The organism is Geomonas anaerohicana (genome assembly GCF_016458305.1).
GTDB lineage: Bacteria > Desulfobacterota > Desulfuromonadia > Geobacterales > Geobacteraceae > Geomonas > Geomonas anaerohicana.
Window position 1 is genome coordinate 171767 of record NZ_JAEMHL010000007.1, and the last position, 18806, is coordinate 190572.

General features: G+C 63.0%; 15 protein-coding genes. 5 read left to right on the plus strand and 10 right to left on the minus strand.

The window, feature by feature from the left end:
* Window positions 1-66: 66 nt before the first annotated feature.
* From JFN91_RS14345 to JFN91_RS14365, 5 genes are all read right to left on the minus strand, one after another.
* A complete protein-coding gene (locus tag JFN91_RS14345) occupies window positions 67-1446 on the minus strand; it encodes a TRAP transporter large permease (RefSeq protein WP_199389870.1) in 1380 nt (459 codons plus the stop codon).
* Window positions 1443-2117 carry a TRAP transporter small permease gene (locus JFN91_RS14350; RefSeq protein ID WP_199389871.1) on the minus strand — a complete coding sequence of 225 codons (675 nt, stop codon included), beginning with the start codon at window positions 2115-2117 and terminating at the stop codon, window positions 1443-1445. The genes JFN91_RS14345 and JFN91_RS14350 overlap by 4 nt, the downstream gene beginning before the upstream one ends.
* A gap of 75 nt (window positions 2118-2192) precedes the next feature.
* Window positions 2193-3203 (minus strand): TRAP transporter substrate-binding protein, encoded by a 1011-nt coding sequence (locus JFN91_RS14355; RefSeq protein ID WP_199389872.1) that lies wholly within the window; start codon window positions 3201-3203, stop codon window positions 2193-2195.
* 461 nt (window positions 3204-3664) lie between these two features.
* Window positions 3665-5041 carry a sigma-54-dependent transcriptional regulator gene (locus tag JFN91_RS14360; RefSeq protein ID WP_199389949.1) on the minus strand — a complete coding sequence of 459 codons (1377 nt, stop codon included), beginning with the start codon at window positions 5039-5041 and terminating at the stop codon, window positions 3665-3667.
* 211 nt (window positions 5042-5252) lie between these two features.
* Entirely contained in the window at window positions 5253-7751 is a 2499-nt protein-coding gene (locus JFN91_RS14365) for a PAS domain-containing sensor histidine kinase (RefSeq protein WP_199389873.1), read from the minus strand.
* Between the two features lie 164 nt (window positions 7752-7915).
* Here JFN91_RS14365 and JFN91_RS14370 point away from each other — a divergent pair, with 164 nt between their 5' ends.
* The 5 genes from JFN91_RS14370 to lgt all read left to right on the plus strand — a co-directional run bounded on the left by JFN91_RS14370 (window position 7916) and on the right by lgt (window position 12680).
* Window positions 7916-9757, plus strand: a complete 1842-nt coding sequence (locus JFN91_RS14370; RefSeq protein ID WP_199389874.1) for a UbiD family decarboxylase — start codon at window positions 7916-7918, stop codon at window positions 9755-9757.
* A 270-nt stretch (window positions 9758-10027) separates the two neighbouring features.
* Window positions 10028-10792, plus strand: a complete 765-nt coding sequence (locus tag JFN91_RS14375; RefSeq protein ID WP_199389875.1) for a TlyA family RNA methyltransferase — start codon at window positions 10028-10030, stop codon at window positions 10790-10792.
* Window positions 10793-10830: 38 nt separating this feature from the next.
* Window positions 10831-11175 carry a histidine triad nucleotide-binding protein gene (locus JFN91_RS14380; RefSeq protein ID WP_199389876.1) on the plus strand — a complete coding sequence of 115 codons (345 nt, stop codon included), beginning with the start codon at window positions 10831-10833 and terminating at the stop codon, window positions 11173-11175.
* Window positions 11176-11238: 63 nt separating this feature from the next.
* Complete coding sequence (locus tag JFN91_RS14385; protein WP_199389877.1) at window positions 11239-11736, plus strand: DUF4124 domain-containing protein; 498 nt, start codon at window positions 11239-11241, stop codon at window positions 11734-11736.
* 170 nt (window positions 11737-11906) lie between these two features.
* Window positions 11907-12680, plus strand: a complete 774-nt coding sequence (lgt, locus tag JFN91_RS14390; RefSeq protein ID WP_199389878.1) for a prolipoprotein diacylglyceryl transferase — start codon at window positions 11907-11909, stop codon at window positions 12678-12680.
* On the opposite strand, the gene JFN91_RS14395 is transcribed toward lgt, so the two are convergent.
* The 5 genes from JFN91_RS14395 to JFN91_RS14415 form a co-directional block, all read right to left on the minus strand.
* Complete coding sequence (locus JFN91_RS14395; protein WP_199389879.1) at window positions 12681-13103, minus strand: ATP-binding protein; 423 nt, start codon at window positions 13101-13103, stop codon at window positions 12681-12683.
* A gap of 31 nt (window positions 13104-13134) precedes the next feature.
* Window positions 13135-13476: an STAS domain-containing protein gene (locus JFN91_RS14400; protein ID WP_183347466.1), complete on the minus strand. Its 342-nt coding sequence runs from the start codon at window positions 13474-13476 to the stop codon at window positions 13135-13137.
* Between the two features lie 91 nt (window positions 13477-13567).
* Window positions 13568-16804, minus strand: coding sequence for a SpoIIE family protein phosphatase (locus tag JFN91_RS14405; RefSeq protein ID WP_199389880.1), 3237 nt, complete (start codon window positions 16802-16804; stop codon window positions 13568-13570).
* Window positions 16804-17052 carry a hypothetical protein gene (locus JFN91_RS14410; RefSeq protein ID WP_199389881.1) on the minus strand — a complete coding sequence of 83 codons (249 nt, stop codon included), beginning with the start codon at window positions 17050-17052 and terminating at the stop codon, window positions 16804-16806. The genes JFN91_RS14405 and JFN91_RS14410 overlap by 1 nt, the downstream gene beginning before the upstream one ends.
* On the minus strand, window positions 17049-18611 hold the full coding sequence (locus tag JFN91_RS14415) for a bifunctional aminoglycoside phosphotransferase/ATP-binding protein (RefSeq protein WP_199389882.1): 1563 nt from the start codon (window positions 18609-18611) through the stop codon (window positions 17049-17051). Before JFN91_RS14415 ends, JFN91_RS14410 begins: the two co-directional genes overlap by 4 nt.
* Between the last annotated feature and the right edge of the window lie 195 nt (window positions 18612-18806).

Below are 18806 nucleotides of genomic sequence, written 5' to 3' on the forward strand. Positions count from 1 at the left end.
GGTGCGAAGAGAAAGGGCCTGTCCGATGGACAGGCCCTTTTGAACAGTGCACCTCTGTCGCAGATGCTAGTACCCAAGCGCGCGCGGCAGCCAGAGCGAGATGATCGGCACGTAGGTGACGAGCAGCATGAAGCCCAGCATGGCCATGAGCCAGGGCCAGACCGCTATGGTGAGTTCCGAGATCCCCATCTTGGTGATGCCGCTGGAGACGTAGAGGTTCAAGCCCACCGGCGGGTGGCACATGCCGACCTCCATGTTCACCGTGATCAGTACACCGAAATGCACCGGGTCGATGCCGAGCTTCATGGCGACCGGGTACAGGATCGGGGCGAGAATCAGGATGATGGAGGAGGGCTCCATCACGTTGCCGGCCAGAAGCAGCAGCACGTTGGTGACCAGGAGGAAGGAGACCACGCCCAGGTTGTGACCGAGGATCCAGTCCGCCATGAGCTGCGGGATGTTCTCGTGGGTCATCAGGAAGGAGAAGAGCACGGCGTTGGTGATGATGTACAAAAGCATCGCCGACATGCTGGCCGAGTCGAGCAGCACCTTGGGGACCTTCTTGAAGGGTACGTCGCGGTAGACGAAGACGGCGATGACGAAGGCGTAGACCGCGCTCATGGCGGCGGCCTCGGTCGGGGTGAACATGCCGGAATAGATCCCGCCCAGGACGATGACTATCAGGAGCAGGCCCCAGATGCTGTCGCGGAAGGCCTTGGCCCGCTCGCCCCAGGTCGCCTTCTTCATGCGGGGGAGGTTGCCCTGCTTGGCCCTCCACCATGCCACGAGGCCCAGCAGCGAGGCCAGCATGAGGCCGGGGATGACGCCACCCATGAAGAGCGCGCCGACCGAGGAGTTGGTGGCGACGCAGTAGACCACCATGGGGATGGAAGGGGGGATCAGGATGCCTAACGAGCCCGAGGTGGTGATGACGCCGGCGCCGAAGCGCTTGGGATAGCCGGCGCGCACCATGGCCGGCATCATGATGGAGCCGATGGCGACCACCGTGGCCGGGCTGGAGCCGGAGACCGCGGCGAAGAGGGCGCAGGCCATGACGCCGGCAAGGGCGAGACCGCCATGCCAGTGGCCGACCATGGAGGTGGCGAAGTTGATCATCCTCTTCGCCACGCCGCCGTGGGTCAGGAAGTTACCCGCCAGGATGAAGAACGGGATCGCCATGATCTCAAACTTCTCGATGCCGGTGAAGAGCTTCATGGCCACCGCTTCGGTGGGGACCTCCGAGAAGAAGAACAGGAAGGTGAGGACGGTGAGGCCCAGGGCGATGGAGATGGGCATGCCGGTCAGCATGAGCGCCAAAAGCAGCGCGAAGACGATGCCGGTGCTGCCGAGGGTGGCTATCGCTCCAAGGATCACGGCGATGCCCAACAGCCAGGTGGCCGCCTTTTTCTTGGAAAACTGTTCCCAGCCAACTACTGCAGTACTCATTTCACACCCCCCTGCGCTTCCTTATGGTTGAACTTGTGCTGCTCGTACTCTTCCAGCGCCTCGGTGGAGTCGAGCGTGCCGATCTCGTCGATGCCGTCGACATGGGCGTGGTCGTGGTGCGGCAATTCGCCGGTGCGCAGGAAAGCGACGCCCACCTGGAGGAAGCGCAAGCACATGAGGTACGAACCCAAGGGGACCGCGGAGTAGACGATCCAGGTCGGCCACTCGAGGTCGGGGGTGATGGGGCCTTCGATCAGGTCGGTGACGTTCATGCCCAGCTTGTTGAACAGGGCGTAGTGAAACCCGTTCTCCCAGACGAACTTGGCGCCCAGGGTGCCGATCAGGCCGGTGAAGAGCGCGCCGCCGAGAATGGCTATCACCACGGTCACCTTGCGCCAGGAATCGGGGAGGCGGGTGACGAGGACGTCGACGCCGACGTGGATGCCGCTGCGGACGCCGTAGGCGGCGCCGAACTTCGCCATCCAGACGAACATGTAAATGCAGAGCTCCTGCGCCCAGCTCATGTTAATGGTCAGCAGCCAGTCCTGCAGTGCCGGGATGGGCAGGCCGGACAGATAGCGATGGCCGACGGCCAGGGCGATGATCACCGTGGCGGCGGCGATGAGGAAGGTGATGATGATTTCCTCAAGATGGTCAAGATACTTCATCATGATGGGCTTCTCCTGGAACTCGTTCAAACGGCCGCCCGCGCGAGCGGGCGGCCATGACGTGCAGGTGTGGTGTGGTTAGTTCGCGCTGTAGCCGGTGGCGGCGTAGACTTCCTTGACGATGTCGGTACCGATGCGGCCGATGTTCTCCTTGTGCGCCTTGTCCATCGCCTTCTTCCAGGCGGCCCGCTCCTGAGGGGTGAGGGTGATCAGCTGGCTGCGACCGGACTTCTTGACGGCGGCCAATGCCTCGTCGTTGTCCTTCTTGGCCACATCGTTGGCGTACTTGGTGGCGTCCTTCATGCACCCTTCCAGGATGGTGCGGATGTCGGCCGGCAGGCCCTGCCAGAACTTCTTGTTCACGATGACCGCGTAACCCAGGTAACCGTGGTCGGAGAGGGTGACGTACTTCTGCACCTCGTGCATCTTCTGGGTGTAGAGGTTGGAGGGGGGGTTCTCGGTGCCGTCGACGACGCCGGTCTGCAGCGCCTGGTACACCTCGGAGAAGGCGAGCACCTGCGGGATGGCGCCCACGGAGCGCATCTGGGAGTCGAGCACCTTGGAGGACTGGATGCGCATCTTCTGGCCCCTGAAGTCGGCCACGTTCTTGATCGGCTTGTTGGCGCTCATCACCTTGAAGCCGTTATCCCAGTAAGCGAGACCGAGGATGCCTTTAGACTCAAGCTTCTTCAAAAGCTTTGCGCCTACCGGCCCCTGGGTCACCTTGTGCAGTTCCTGGTAGTTGTCGAAGATGAAGGGGAGGTCGAACACCTCGAACTCTTTCACGCCCAGCGGAGCGAACTTGGCCAGCGACGGCGCCAGCATCTGGACTGCGCCCAACTGCAGTGCCTCCATCTCTTCCTTGTCCTTGTAGAGTTGGCTGTTCGGGTAGACCTCGACCTTGACGCGTCCCTTGGTGCGCTCCTCGGCCAGTTTCTTGAAGTAGTCTGCGGCCTGCCCTTTGGGGGTGTGCTGTGCGACGACGTGGCTGAACTTGATAACGATGGGTGCGGGGGCGGCCAATGCGGTCACGGGCAGGGCAAGGGCTGCGGCCATGACCAAAGTTTTAAAACAAGCTTTCAGGTTCATACGGTACTCCTCCTTGGGGTGTGTGCTGCAGTTGTTAAAACTGTCTTATTAGCTTTGTGGTTCTTGCACCTGCCATCGTTGACGGTGGTGCGTATACGATACACTGTTTTGTTGCAACTGCGGTGCCACTGGTGTGGTGGTGTAACTCGTTGTTTTTGGTGGTGTGACCGCAGCAGAATGATGGTTGTGGCGGAATTTGGTGGCTGAAATCCGCCACTGCAGTGGCGGATAGTTGCCAGCGCAGGGGGAGGGCGCGGGATTAGAATGAGGTCGGGAGGGGGCGCGGCGTGTGAAAGGTTGGTTGGTTGTAGCTAATGTTTGGTGGGCGGTGAAAATAGAACGGGTGGGTGGGGGAGGGGGGCTGTTTTCTCCTGGAAGTTATGGGAGTTATGGGAGTTATGGGAGGGCGCCAGGGGGCGAGGGGGCGACTGCCGCTTTGGACGACAGTCGCTGACGTCAAGCTAGAGGCCGTACTTGTCCATCTTGTAACGCAGGGTGCCGCGCGGAAGCTTCAGGTTGGCGGCGGTCTGCAATACGTTGCCGCCGGTGGCCTGCAGGGCCCGCTCGATCAGGGTCTTCTCGATGCTGCTGATTGCTTCCTCGAGCCCCAGCCCCTCCGGGATGGTCACGGCATTGGCCGAATGGGGGGCTGCGGCGTCGTTGTACTGGCCGGTCCTGATCTCCTGGGGCAGGTATTCGGGCAGCAGGGTCGGTCCGTTGCGCATGATGCAGATGCGCTCGATGACATTTCTTAACTCCCTGACGTTGCCGGGCCAGGCATAGTGGGCCATGAGCCGCTCCGCCTCGGGCGAAACATCACGGAAGTGGCGGCCGAAGGAACGGCTGAAGCTGTCCAGGAAGTAGCTGGCCAGCGCGGCGATGTCGGCTACCCGTTCCCGCAGCGGGGGGATGTGGATCGGGAATACGTTGAGGCGGTAGAAGAGATCCTCGCGGAAACTCTTCTCGGCGATGCGCTGCAACAGGTCGCGATTGGTGGCCGCGACGACCCTGACGTCGATCTCGATGTCCTTGACCGCGCCGACCCTGCGGATGGTCTTTTCCTGCAGCACCCGCAACAGCTTCGCCTGCATGGCCATGTCCATCTCCCCGATCTCGTCGAGGAAGATGGTGCCGTGATGCGCTTCCTCGAAAAGTCCCTTCTTCCTGGCGGCGGCACCGGTGAAGGATCCCTTCTCGTGGCCGAACAGCTCGCTTTCCAGCAGGGAAGCGGGAATGGAGGCGCAGTTGATGGCAACGAAGGAGGCCTCCCTGCGGTCGGAGAGGTCGTGGATGGCGCGGGCTACCAGTTCTTTGCCGGTGCCGGACTCGCCGGTGATGAGCACGGTCGAGGGGATGCGGGCGATCTCGCGCACCTGGGCCACCACCTCGTTGAAGGCCTCGCTTTTGCCGATGATGGGGGAGGGGCCGGGGAGGGAGCCGTCGCCAAGCCTTAGTTTTCTCACTTCGCGCTTCAGGGTCTGGGTCTTCAGGGCGAGCTTCACGATCAGCCTGAGCGCGTCCGCCTTGAACGGCTTCTTCATGTAGTGGAAGGCGCCCAGCTTCAAGGACTCCACCGCGGTTTCCACCGACCCATAGCCGGTGATGATGATCACCAGCAGTTCCGGGTCGATCTCCTTCAGGTTTTTCAGTACGTCGATGCCGTCCTCGGTGCCGAGGTTCAGGTCCAGCAGGGCAAGATCGATCTCTTCGGAGGCGACCAGGTCGCGGGCCTGCTGCCCCGATGCCGCGGAGAGGACCTCGAATCCCTCGCTGGAGAGGATACGCTGCACGTTTTCACAGATGAAGGCTTCGTCGTCTATGATCAGTATCTTTTCCATGGCTTCCTTTTTTTTGTCCACATCCCCTCTCCCTCCGGGAGAGGGCCAGGGTGAGGGCGTTGCCAGTGGCACGATGGCTGCAGCCGGCCGGGCCCTCACCCGCCCTTCGGGCACCCTCTCCCGGGGGGAGAGGGGTGAGCGGCTTATTGTTACTTAGTATCCAAGCCAAGAGCAAGGGGACAGGCACCTCGCGGAGCCAGTCCCCCTCCTGCTATGGTACGTCCAGCGGCAGTTCCACGGTGAAACGGGTTCCCTCTCCCGGCGCGCTCTCCACCTGGACCCTCCCCTGGTGTTCCTCGATGATGCGCTGGGTGATGGAGAGGCCGAGTCCCGTGCCGGCACCTTTCCTGGTGAAGAAGGGCTCGAAGATGAGGGGGAGATCCTCCGCGGCGATGCCGGGACCGTCGTCGCTGATCTCTATCACCGCGTGGCTGTCGCGCACCGCGGTGCGCACCTCGATGCGGCCGCCTTGCGGGAGCGCCTGCTGCGCGTTCTTGATGATGTTCAGCACCGCCTGCTTGATCTTTTCCGGGTCGAGCCTGAAGGGAGGGACCTCGCCTTCGACCAGCAGAAGCTGCACCTGCTGCTTCTCACAGGGGCGCCGCAGCAACAGCACCGTGTCGTTCACCAACCGGTTCAGGTCGCAGACGCGGAACTCGGCCCGCACCGGCGAGGAGTAATTCAACAGGGCGTTGACCAGCTTTTCGACCCGCTCGATCTCGGCCAGCGCCTTCTTGATCAGCTCCCGGTCGGCACTGTTCGACGCCGCCTGGTCGTGCAGGTCGTCCAGCAGCAGCGAGATCCCCGTGAGGGGATTTCTCACCTCGTGCGCGATCCCCGCCGACAGCTTGCCCAGGGAGGCGAGCCGGTCCAGGCGCATCATCTCCTCGTGCAGGTTCTCCCGCTCGGTCTCGTTTCGCAGCGTGATGGTGAGCCCGTGTTCGGAGTCGTGCCCAATGGGGAAGAAGCCGACGTCGAAATGGGTCTTGCCCGGCTCGTGGTCGAAGCGGAAGGTCTCCCGGCCGTACCCGGAGTTGGTGGCGAAGACGGCGGCTATGCGCTCGCTCAACCCCTCCCAGTCCCGGAACAGCTCGCGGTAGTGGATCCCCTCGACCACGTTCTCACCCAGGAAGAGCCTGCCGGTGCGGTTGATGGAGGTGAGGAAGCCGTGCGGCGAGAAGGTGACGATGCCGCTGGAGATACTCTCCAGGACGCTCGCCTTGAAGTTGCGCTCGTCCATGATCTCCAGCCGCGACTGCTTCAGCTCCTCCAGGGTGGAGAGGAGGCTCAGCTTGCGGCGGTCCAGCTCGTCGGCCATGTTGTTGAAGGTCTGGGCCAGGACGCCGATCTCGTCGGCCGAGTTCACCGCGACCCGCTCGGCGAAGTCGCCCGCCGCGAGCTTGCCGGCGTTCTCGGTCAGCTGCCGCAGCGGGATGCTGATGCCGCGGGAGAGGAGCCAGGCGGAGAGGGCGGAGACCAGCGCCGTGAGCAGGATGATGACGGCACTGGTGCGGCGGTGCTCGCCGAGCTGCCTGGCGATGAGCCTTCCCCCTTTGCGCGATGCCTCGTGGAAACGGTCCACCTGGAAGCCGATGGTGACGCCGCCGAAGACGCCGTGTTTGGCGTAATCGCCGGTGTCGTAGAAGATGGGGGCGAAGGCCATGATCTTCTTGGCGCCGCCTACGTTGGTGATGTCGACGTACCCTTCCTGCCTGGCGCGCACCGCCGCCGAGACCTTGGGGTAACCGGGGTGGACGAAGCCGGCCTGATCGAGGTTGAAGGGGATGCGGCCGCTCTCTATTTCAGCCTTGCCGGAGCGGGCGGTGTAGGGGGGGACCAGCCGCCCCTGCGGGTCCACACCGCGGATGTCCCAGAACTTTGGGTGGGTGATGATCCACCCCTCGTCGTCGAAGAGGAAGGCGTAGTTGCCACTTTGGTAGGAAGGAAAGAGTGCCGACGCGTTCTTGCCGGGATCGATGTGCTGGGTGAATTCCATCAGGTGGCGGTGGTCCAGGGAGAGAAGCACCATGCCGTTGAAGGTGCCCTTGGCGTCGAACAGGGGCGCACCGAAGCGGATCACCCCCTGGTACATCTTGCCGTCGTAGGCGCTCTCCGGGTCCGCGGCCCCCGCCAGTTGCTCCTGCTTGCCGATATGGAAGCCGGTCAGGTGGGAGACGTAGATCTCACCCGGCTTCAGCGCGCGCACCCGGGCGAAGTACTGCTCGCTCTTGAATTCGGTGTTGGCCGGGACGGAGACGTCGGCAAGCTGACTGTTGGGGACGAAGCGGCCGTTACGGATCACCACCTGCTCCTTGCCGTTTCTGTCGATGAGGGCGATGGAGCGGTAAATGGGGAGGAACTCGTGGGTCCCCTGTGCGGCCGTGGAGCTGCCGCCGCGCTGCCACACCTCGGAGAGCCGGGTCTGGTAGAAGTTCATGAGCGCCGGCTGGGAGAGGGGGGAGCGGGAGAGAAAGAAGAGGTCGCACTCGCACTGGTGCAGGAAATCCTTGATGTTTTCGGCAAGGTCGCGCGCCTTCATCTGCAGCGATTCGACGGCCTGGCGGTCGTCGGAATCGCTGATCTCGGCGGAAAGCCGGGCGCTGGTGGACTGGAGGTTGGCCAGGAGAATGGCGGAGGAAACCAGCAGCGGCAGCAGGGAGAGCAGCAGCGTGATGACCAGGATCTTTTTGAAGATGGTGAAACGTGGCAAGAGGCTCCCCCGCATGGTAATCAGGGCAGCAGGTTAGCACAAAACCGCGGACACGAACAGCGTTGCTTTCAGGCGCCCGGGGCGGGGGTCTTTTATATTGACTTGGTTGCGGGGGTGCATTAAAAGTAATGCGGTAATAAGGCTTGGAGCTGTGGAGGAATTGGTTGGGATATAAAGACCTTGCATCTTGCGTGACTGACCTGGAGCGCACCGGCGCCCTGGTCAGGATCGACTGCGAACTGTCCGCGGAACTGGAGATCGGTTCCATTCAGCGTCGGGTGTACCAGGCGGGCGGGCCGGCACTGCTCTTCACCAGGGTCAAGGGGAGTTCCTTCCCCATGCTGGGCAACCTGTTCGGCACCCTGGACAGGACCAGGTACATCTTCAGGGATACCCTGAAAGCGGTGGAACGCCTGGTGAAGCTCAAGGTCGACCCGCGTTGCGCGCTGCGGGAGCCCGCGACCCTCGTGGGCGCCGTTCCCGCCGCCTGGCACCTGCTCCCCAAGAGTGTTAGCGACGGCCCCGTCATGGCCAACCGCACCACCATCGACAAACTCCCCCAATTGAAGTCCTGGCCCGACGACGGCGGCGCCTTCATAACCCTGCCCCAGGTCTACTCCGAGAGTGCGTTGCAGCCGGGTCTGCGCCATTCCAACCTGGGCATGTACCGGGTCCAGCTCTCCGGGGGGGAGTACCGCACCAACGAGGAGATAGGCCTCCACTACCAGATCCACCGCGGCATCGGCTTCCACCACGCGGAGGCGATCGCCAAGGGTGAGCCGTTCCGGGTCAACATCTTCGTCGGGGGCGCCCCCTCGATGACCGTGGCCGCGGTAATGCCGCTCCCGGAAGGGATGCCCGAACTCTCCTTCGCCGGCCTTTTGGCCGGGCACCGCATCGAGATGGTGCGGCGCGACGGGAGGCTTCCCATCCCCGCCGAGGCGGATTTCTGCATCACTGGCGTCATCGATCCTGCCAAGACCCTGCCCGAGGGGCCCTTCGGGGACCACTTCGGCTACTACAGCCTGGCCCACCACTTCCCGGTGCTCAAGGTGGAGGAGGTGTTCCACCGCGACGGCGCCATCTGGCCCTTCACGACGGTGGGGCGCCCGCCCCAGGAGGACACCTCCTTCGGCGCGTTCATCCACGAACTGACCGGGCCGCTGATCCCGACCGTGATTCCGGGGGTGAAGGCGGTGCATGCCGTGGACGCGGCGGGGGTGCATCCGCTGCTGTTCGCCATGGGGAGCGAGCGCTACGTACCCTACGGGGAGCGGCGCACGCCGCAGGAACTGTTGACCATCGCCAACGCGGTGCTCGGGCAGGGGCAGCTCTCCCTGGCCAAGTACCTGATGATCGCCGCACACGAGGATGCACCGAGGCTCGATATCCACGATATCCCCGCGTTTTTGGGGCACGTGCTGGAGCGGATCGACCTGCGCCGCGACCTCCACTTCCAGACCGCCACCACCATGGACACCCTGGACTACTCCGGCTCGGGGTTGAACAGCGGCTCCAAGGTGGTGATGGCGGCCATCGGGGAGAAGCGGCGCACGCTTGGGACCGAGCTCCCCGCGGCATTGAGGCTTGCGCCCGGTTTCTCGGCGCCGGCACTGTGTCTTCCCGGCGTCATTGCCGTGCAGGGACCGGCGTGCAGCACCCCCAAGGGGGAGGCGGACGCAGAGATCGAGGCACTGTGCCAGGCGCTCGAGGGGGGCGAAGGGCTGGACGGGTTCCCGCTCATCGTCGTCTGCGACGACAGCCGCTTCACCGCGGCCGAATTGAACAACTTCCTCTGGGTCACCTTCACCCGCTCCGACCCGGCCGCGGACATCTACGGTGTCGGCGCCAGCACGATCTGCAAGCAGTGGGGCTGCAGCGGGCCCCTGGTCATCGACGCCAGGGTGAAGCCGCACCACGCGCCGCCGTTGATCGAAGACCCGGCGGTGGAGAAGAGGGTGGAAGAGCTGGCCGCACCGGGTGGGCCGCTGCATGGGGTGTACTGATAAAAACCCCAAAAGCTTCAACGCAAAGACGCCAAGGCGCGAAGACGCAAAGACAAGATAACTGGGAACTGCAAAAGGCTTTTATTTAACGCAAAGACGCAAGGCCGCAAAGAGAATACATACGGAGAACTGCAAAACCTTTAACGTTATGAATTAACGTAAGACACAAGACAGTAAAATGCTTCAAAACTGTTTTGTAGTTCTTTGCGCCTTTGCGTCTTTGCGTTAACAATGCCTGTTTTTGCTTTTTTGTTTTCCAAGGGAGTTAGGTTGGCAAAGGAAAGACTGGACAAGCTGGTCATGGAACGGGGACTGGCGCCCTCGCGGGAGAGGGCCAAGGCACTGATCATGGCGGGACAGGTGGTGGTGGACGACCACCTGGCGGACAAGGCGGGACTCATGGTGCCGCTGGAGGCCGAAATCCGCCTGAAGGGGGAACCGCTCCCCTACGTGAGCCGCGGCGGCTTGAAACTCGCCCAGGGACTGGACCGCTTCGCGATTCCCGTCGAGGGGCTGGTCGCGGTCGACGTGGGGGCCTCCACCGGCGGTTTCACCGATTGCCTCTTGCAGCGCGGGGCCCAAAGGGTCTACGCTGTCGACGTCGGCTACGGCCAACTGGCCTGGAAACTGCGCGAGGACCCGCGGGTGGTGAACCTGGAGAAGACCAACATCCGGCACCTGGAGTCGCTGCCGGAGTTCCCCGACCTAGCCGTGATCGACGCCTCCTTCATCTCGCTGGACAAGGTGCTCCCCCCGACGCTGCGCCTGATCAAGGAGAACGCCACCATCGTGGCCCTCATCAAACCGCAGTTCGAGGTGGGGCGCGGCCAGGTGGGGAAGGGGGGCGTGGTCAGGGACGAGAAGAAGCACCAGGAGGTCGTGGAGAACGTGACCGAACTGGCAAAGGAACTGGGGCTCCAGGTGCTGGGGGTGTGCGAGTCGCCCATCCTGGGACCCAAAGGAAACAAGGAATTCCTGATCCACCTGCAAAAACAAGGGGGCGTCACGCCCGCCCCGGCTGCGCCGGAGGCTTGACCAACGCTCAAAGGGATCACTTTCAACTGGAGGAAATCATGAGTGATTGTCTGTTCTGCAAGATGGCCGAGGGGACCATCCCGGTGAAGAAGGTCTACGAGGACGACCTCCTGTTCGCCATCGAAGACATCAACCCGGTCGCGCCGGTCCATATCCTCATCATCCCGAAGAAACACGTGGTGAACAACCTGGATCTGACCCCGGCTGACGACCAGTTGATCGGGGCGGTGCACCGGGTGGCGGCATCGCTGGCCCGCGAGCGCGGCTTCGACCAGGAGGGCTTCCGCCTGGTGAACAACAACAACGCCGGTGCCGGGCAGTCGGTGTGGCACATCCACTTCCACCTGCTGGCCGGCCGCAAGCTCGGGTGGCCTCCGGGCTAACCGCAGCGCTCGAACCAGTTGCGAGCTGCCGAGACCAGGAGGTCCGGCTAAAGGAGGACCAAAATGAAGAGATTGCTCGTGTTGTTGCTCCTGCTCTACCCGCTGACCGCAGCTGCGGAAACCTACCAGTGGACCGATGAACGGGGCACGATGAACTTCGCGGACGACCTGGGGCAGGTACCCAAGAAGTACCGCAAGAAGGCACGCAGGCTTGGGCAGGAAGATACCAGTCCCAAGGTATTCGAAAGTGGTGCGGCGGAACCCGCCAAGGCCAAGGGCGAGGATGCCCAGGGGGCGAAGAAGCTCTACGGCGGCAAGGACGAGACGGTGTGGCGCAGGGAGTTCCTGCAGGCCGAGTTCAACCTGAAAAACGCCCAGACCGACCTGACGACCCTCAAGGGGAGGCTCGCCGACACCTCGCACATGCAGCGCTCCGAGTACCTCGCCATTCAGAACAGCATCAAGTACGCCGAGGACCGGGTCCAGGCGCAGCAGAATAAGCTCGACCAGTTGCGGGAAAGTGCCGACCGCCTCGGCGTCCCGCCCGAATACCGGAAGTAGCTCCCATGGGGACTGGCTCCGCCAGGTGCCTGTCCCCTTACTGCTTCTGTCCCTTTACTGCTTGGGCAGGTGTTTGAGCCGAAACGAGCGTCCCGCTAGAGGGACAGGCACCTGACGGAGCCAGTCCCTTCTGCCGTCGGGCAAAATATTATCACTTTGGAGAATGCAGCATGATCTTCCCGAACATCGACCCGGTCTTCCTGCGCCTGGGGCCGCTGGAATTCCGCTGGTACGGTCTCATGTACATCTGCGGCTTCATCGCCGCCTACTTCATCATCCTGTCCGGGGTGAAGCGAAAGGGGCTCCCCCTGAACCGGGACCAGGTCGCCGATCTGATCTTCACGGTCGCTGTGGGGGTGATCCTGGGCGGGCGCCTGGGCTACATCCTGTTCTACAACTTCGCCTTCTACCTCGCCCACCCGCTCAAGCTGTTCGCGGTCTGGGAGGGGGGGATGTCGTTCCATGGCGGCCTGGTCGGCGCGCTCCTGGCCAGCATCTACTACGTGCGCAAGTTCAAGCTGGGCTTCTACCCGCTGGCCGATCTCGGTTTCCTGGCGGCACCGGTGGGGCTGGGCTTCGGCCGGATCGGCAATTTCATCAACGGCGAACTGTATGGCCGGGTCACCGACGTCCCCTGGGGAATCGTGTTCCCGGCCGGCGGACCGCTGCCGCGCCACCCGTCGCAGCTGTACGAGGCATTCCTGGAGGGGCCGGTCATGTTCCTGATCCTGTACCAGGTCTCCAAGAGGGTGCGCTGTGACGGCGCGGTGGTATGGTCCTTCATCGCGTTGTACGGCCTGTTCCGGTTCCTGGTGGAGTTCGTCAGGCAGCCCGACGAGCAGCTCGGGTTTGTGGTGGGGGGATTTTCGATGGGGCAGATGCTTAGTTTGCCGATGTTCCTGCTGGGCGTGGCGATGGTGTGCTATCGCTGCAGGCGGGGATAATCAGCCCAGCTTCTTCTTCATCTCCAGCATGTTTTCCTTGCAGTTTTTGCGGTAGGCCACCGAGTCCATCAGCGTGCGGATCAGGAAGATCCCCCGGCCCCGGTCCTCCAACTCCTCGAAGTTGGGGGCCGGGATGGCGTTGATGTCGAACCCCTGGCCGTCGTCGTAGACCCTGATGGTCAGGTCGTCCCGGTGCAGGGTGATCACGATGCGTACCAGTTTTTCCGGCTCTTTGGGGCCGGCATGTTTTATCGCGTTCACCATCGCCTCGGTGAGAACCAGGTTCAGATGGTAGGCCAAGACCTCCTTGTCGCCGCTGTAGCGCTCCAGCTCACGGGCGATATCCTCCCCGATCTTCCCGATCAGACTCAGGTATCTGGTCTTGTTGGGAACCTTTATGTCGACCTCGATCGTGTTTCCCATCTGATGCCTCGCTTTGCCGCCGCCCGACCCGCTAGGACTGGAAGTTTTCCACTGCCTCCACTGTGGAAGGGAAGATCTCGAAAACCCGGTGCAGGCGCGTCAGTTCGAACATCGACTTGACCTGGGACTGCAGCGAGGAGAGTTTCAGGTTGCCCTGGTGCGAGATGGCATTCTTGAACCCCGAGACCAGCGCACCCAACCCGGAACTGTCGATAAAACGAACATCCTTCAGGTCCACCAGGACGTTCTTCTTGCCGTCCTCAAAAAGCTTCTGTACCGCGCTTTTAAGCTCGGTGGAGTTGTGTGCGTCCAGCCTTTCCTCCTTGACGTATATTATTACAACGTCGTTCCTCGTCTCGGTCGCTAGGTTCATGTCCATCTCCTTGTAGTGAGGTCCGTACGGTATACCGCCAGATTTATTGTGCAATAAGTGCCGACATTTAGCAAGTGGCGCCGCCTTTGGTTCAGGTAACTTTCATGACTACCATGGATATGTCGTCCTGTAAAGGATTGGGCCACGCGTAGGAAGAGACCTCCGAGAGCACCTTTTCGACCACCACCTCCGGGTCCTGGTCCAGCATGGTGCCGAGGAGCGCGCACAGCCTCGGGATGCCGAACAGTTCCCCCGCGCTGTTCTCGGCCTCGATGATGCCGTCGGTGTAGATGAAGAGGAGATCCCCCGCCTGCAGCGCCAAGTGCTGTTCCTCAAAGACGACGCTGCGCTCCACCCCGAGGATGAGACCCTCGGCATCGAGTTCCACCGGGCTCCCGGCGCGGAACAGAAGCGGCCGGGTGTGCCCGGCGTTGGCGTACCTGAGGGACCGGGTCCTGCTGTCGTACCTCGCGCAGAACATGGTGATGAAGAGTTCGGCGCCGGTGAGGTCGTCGTGGAGCAGTTCGTTCAGGAGCTTCAGGAGGTCGCTCGCCGAGCGCGGCTCCTTGATCTGTGCCCGGAGCACGCTGCGGGTTTCCACCATGATGAGGGCGGCGCCTACGCTGTGGCCGGAGACGTCGGCCATGACCAGGTCCACCACCTGGTCGCCCCGCTGAAAGAAGTCGTAGTAGTCCCCCCCGACGTGCGCGGCGGGGACGCAGCGGCTGGCGATGCGTACCCCGGGCAGGGTGGGGGGCTTTTCCGGCAAGAGCGACAGCTGGATCTGCTTGGCGAGCTCGAGGTCCCGGGTGACCCGGGCGTTCTCCAGAAGGGCCGCCTCCTTCTGATGCCGTTCCCGCTCCTTGGCCTCGCGTTCCTCCACGATGCGCACCGCCTGGGCGAGCTGACCGGCGAGGCTCTCCAGAAGCTCCACGAACTGCTCCGTAAAGAGCCCGACGATGGAGCGCGAGAAGACCGAGAGGATGCCGACCGGCTGGGCCCCCTCGCTGGCGATGGGGATGTGGGCGAAGGACTTGATCCCCTCACGGCGGAAGATCTCCTTGGCGATGGGCTTGGTGATGAAGGCGGTGTCGTTGAAGAACTCGGTGCGGCGCCCGAGGAAGGCCTCGCCGACGTGGGTGTCGATCTCCAGGATGCGGTCCTCCGCGGTGAGCCGCTCCCCACCGATGCCGCGGAAGCAGCGCACCTGCAGCACCGAGTCCTCGTTCAAAAGGCGGATCACGGCGAGGTCGAGCTTGAACTCGCGCAGCAGCAGCTCCAGCAGGTCGCCCATGATGATGTCCAGCTCCAGCGACCGGTTCATGATCTCGGAGGCGCGCAGCCTGACGAAGAGGGCCTCCCGGCTCTGGTCCCGCGAGGTGCGCACCGTGGAGAAGATGTCGTAGACCGGCTCCATGCGCGAGCCGATATCGGAGAGGAAGCTCTCGACCACAGCGCCCGCCGCAGCGCCGCCCAGAGATCCGGCCAGCGTCTTCTCCACGAAGCGCTTCAGGTTGGGAAGCTCGAACTCCGAGACGCCCCCCTTGCTGTCGATCTCGCGGTCCCCGAGGTAATCGGTGATGGCGGCGTTGGCCTGCTGTTCGCCGATGAACTTGGACATGAGGTTCACGAACTGCACGATGGTGACCGGCTTGGAAAGGCGTTTGGTCTCCCACTGCGGCGTGGCGCTCTCCGGGGTGAAGACGCGCACGAAGCGGATCACCTGCTCGCGCTCCTTCTCCGTCTGGTCCAGGAGGATGGACAGGGAGAGGTAGGAGGCGATGTTCATGAACATGCTCCAGAACAGGGTGTGGGTGTACGGGTCCAGCCCGGTCAGCCCGAACAGTTCCTGGGGGCGCAACAGGGCGATGCCGAAGGGGCCGTGGAGCAGGAAATTACCCTGCCAGCCGCCGGCTTGCAACAGCGAGGGCATCAGCAGCGTGTAGAACCAGACTCCGAAACCGGCCAGAAGCCCCACGATGGCGCCGGCCTTGTTGCCGCGGGGCCAGTAGAGACCGCCGATGAGGGCCGGCGCGAACTGGATCGCCGCGGAGAAGGAGATGAGCCCCATGTTGGCCAGCATGTAGCTTTCACCGACCACGCTCTGGTACAGGTAGCCCAAGAGGATGACCAGTACGATGCCGAAACGCTTGAGGTTGATGAGCAGCAGAGGAAACCAGGAGCGCGGCTTGAGCTTGATCACCACCGGCAGCAGCACGTGGTTCAACAGCATGGTGGATACGGCGATGGACTCCACCATGACCATCCCGGCCGACGCGGAGAACCCCCCCAGGAAGGCGAGCAGCGCGAGCCAGGGGTAGCCGAGCTGCATGGGGAGGGTGAGCACGAAGTAATCGGCCCCGGTGTTGTTGCCGTTCATGAGCACGCCGGCCAGGGCGATGGGCATCACGAACAGGTTCATCAGGAACATGTAGGTCGGGAAACGCCAGGACGCCGTGTTCAGGTGCGACTCGTGCGCGTTCTCCAGCACCATGATCTGGAACTGGCGCGGCAGCAGCATCACGGCACCCATGGAAAGGGTCAGGATGCTGAACATGGAGGCGTAGGAGTTGTTGCCGCGGTCGCTCAAGGTGGTGAGCCGCGCCAGGAGCTGCGGATCCTTCGCCTGTACGCGCTGGAAGATGTCGGCCATGCCGTTGAAGGTGAAGTAGGTGATGCACAGCCCGACGGTAAGCATGGCGAAGAGCTTCACCACCGATTCGAGCGCGATCGCCGCCACCAGGCCGTCGTGGCGTTCCGTGGAGATCAGGTGCCGCGCCCCGAACAGGACGCTGAACACGGCAAGAAAGAGCGCGGTGAAGAGTCCCGGGTGGGGGGAGGGCATGTAGACCCGTTCCATGAACCCGACGTGGAAGTCGTGGTAGCCGGTGATGATGGTGAAGGAGGTGGAGATCGCCTTCAACTGTAGGGCGATGTAGGGCATCACCCCCATCAGGGTGATGACGGTGATGATGCCGCCCAGCCATTGCGAGGAGCCGTAGCGGGAGCTGATGAAGTCGGCGATGGAGGTGATGTTGTTTTCTTTCGAGATCCTCACCATCTTTTTGAGCAGGAACCACCAGCTGAAGGCGGTCAGGGTGGGGCCCAGGTAGACCGGGAGGAAGTCGATGCCGGTGGTGGCGGCCTTGCCGACCGAGCCGTAGAAGGTCCAGGAGGTGGCGTAGACCGCTATGGAGAGGGCGTAGACCCAGGCGTTGGCGGTGATGCTGCGGCCGGCCTTCTGTCTCTGGTCGGCGTAGTAGGCGACCAGGAACAGGAAGGCTATGTAGAGCAGGGCGGTGCCCCAGACCCAGTTTACATCCAGCATTACATGTGCCCCTTGGTGTCGCTGTCCTTGCGTGCCGCCCGGCTGAACAAGTACACGATGAAGATGGAGAAGACCCAGCCGGTCAGCAGGTAGAGGTAGAGGAGCGGGATGCCGAAGGGGAGGTTCGGCTTGTTGAAGATGCTGATGAAGGGGTAGTTCATCATCACCAGGCCGAGGACGAAGGCGATCACCCAGGTGTCCTTCAGCTTGAGCCGGTGCAGCACCATTTGCTTCAAGGTCGTCTTCATGGCGTCAACCCCATTGCGCAGAGCACCCGCTCCGCCTCGTCCCAGACCGGGAGGGTGCTGTCGAGGAGCACGCTTTCCCCGGGCTGCGGAGCCTGGAATTCCGCGCGCTGCCGCTGGTACTGCTCCCACCGGGCGTCGGAGACCTCGGCAGGGTCGTGGCGGCGCCGCTCCAGACGTTCGCGGGCAACCTCTTCAGGACAGCGCGTTTCGATGACCAGGAAGGGCACCCTCATCCGCGCGGCAAGCATGGAGAACCGCTCCCGGTCGGCGCGCCGCTGGAAGGTCGCGTCCACCACGATGCCCCTGCCGTCGGCTAGCGCACGCTCGGCTTCGGCCAGGAGGGCGTCGTAGGTGGCGCGGTCCATGGCCTCGCTGTAGATCCCGGCGCGGTAGCTAGCGTCGGGCTCGATGCCGGCCGCCGGCACGCCGGCCAGCGCCTTGCGCACCAGGTCGGAGCGGGTCAGGTCGAACCCCAGTTCACGGCTGGCTTCGGCGGCCAGGCTGCTCTTGCCGGAGCCGCTCAGGCCGCAGGTGAGGATGAGCGTCGGGGCGAGCCTGCTTCTCAGGGTGTAGCCGCGCGAGAGGCGGAAGTAGCGCCGCGCAGCGTCGCGCACCGCCGCGGATTCCTCCGGGGGCATGCCCGGCTGTCCCAGGCGCAGGCTGGTCACCTTGCCGCGCACGAAGGCACGCTGTGCCTTGTAGAAGTCCAGCAGCGGCGCCATGCCGTGGTCGCCGCTGGCAGCGCCGTAGGCGCAGAGCAGCGCACGGGCAAGCTCGGGGCGGCCGGCGTACTCCAGGTCCATGAGCAGGAAGGCAAGGTCGGCGGCGGTATCGATGTAGCGGAAGCGCTCGTTGAACTCGATACAGTCGAAGATGCAGACCGGGTCGGTGAGGCAGATGTTGCCGGAGTGGAGGTCGCCGTCGCAGTCCCTGATGAAGCCTGCGGCGATCCGGGCCTGGAACAGCGTCTCGTTGTCGGAAAGGAAGGAGGTCACCCATTGGCGGATTTCCGCCAGCTCCCCGGCCTGCAGCGTGGTGCCGACGAAGGCGGCGCTCTGGCTGAAGTTCTGCTCCCAGTTCCGGCCGATCGTGGCGGACGAGCCACAGGCATCGATCTGCGCCCCGCGTTCCGCTGTCGCATGGAAGGAGGCCACGGCGGTCGCGATGGAGGCCATGTCGGCGGCACAGGCGGTCCCGTCCTTCAAGAGTTGGTCCAGCATGCGCTCCTGGGGCAGGCGCTTCATCTTGACGGCATAGTCTATGACCTTGCCGGCACCGCTGAAGGCTGCACCCTGCGGGGTCTCGCGGAGCTCCACCACCCCCAGGTAGACCTCGGGGCACAGGCGCCGGTTCAGGCGCACCTCCTCGTTGCAGTAGAAGCGGCGCCGGTCCAGCGTGGTGAAGTCCAAAAAGCCGTAGTCGACGGCCTTTTTTACCTTGTATACGAAGTGGTCGGTGATGAAGATAAAGGAGACGTGGGTCTCGACCAGGCGCACCTCTGCCGTCGGCTCTGGGTAGGCTGGTGCTTCAAGTAGCGATTTTATAAGCTTTTGATCCATCGTTTTGCCGGTAAACCAATGATTTCACTTGAGAATAGTACCATACCCCATTTGAGGTGCAACAGCCTAAAATGCATCTAAATGTTGTTTGACGCTGCTACCTATTTATGCTAGCTTTCATGTAGTTAACCGCGCCACCCCGGATACTGTATCCCACCGGGGTGCCGCGTTTTTTAGATTTGGCCCGAAATCTAC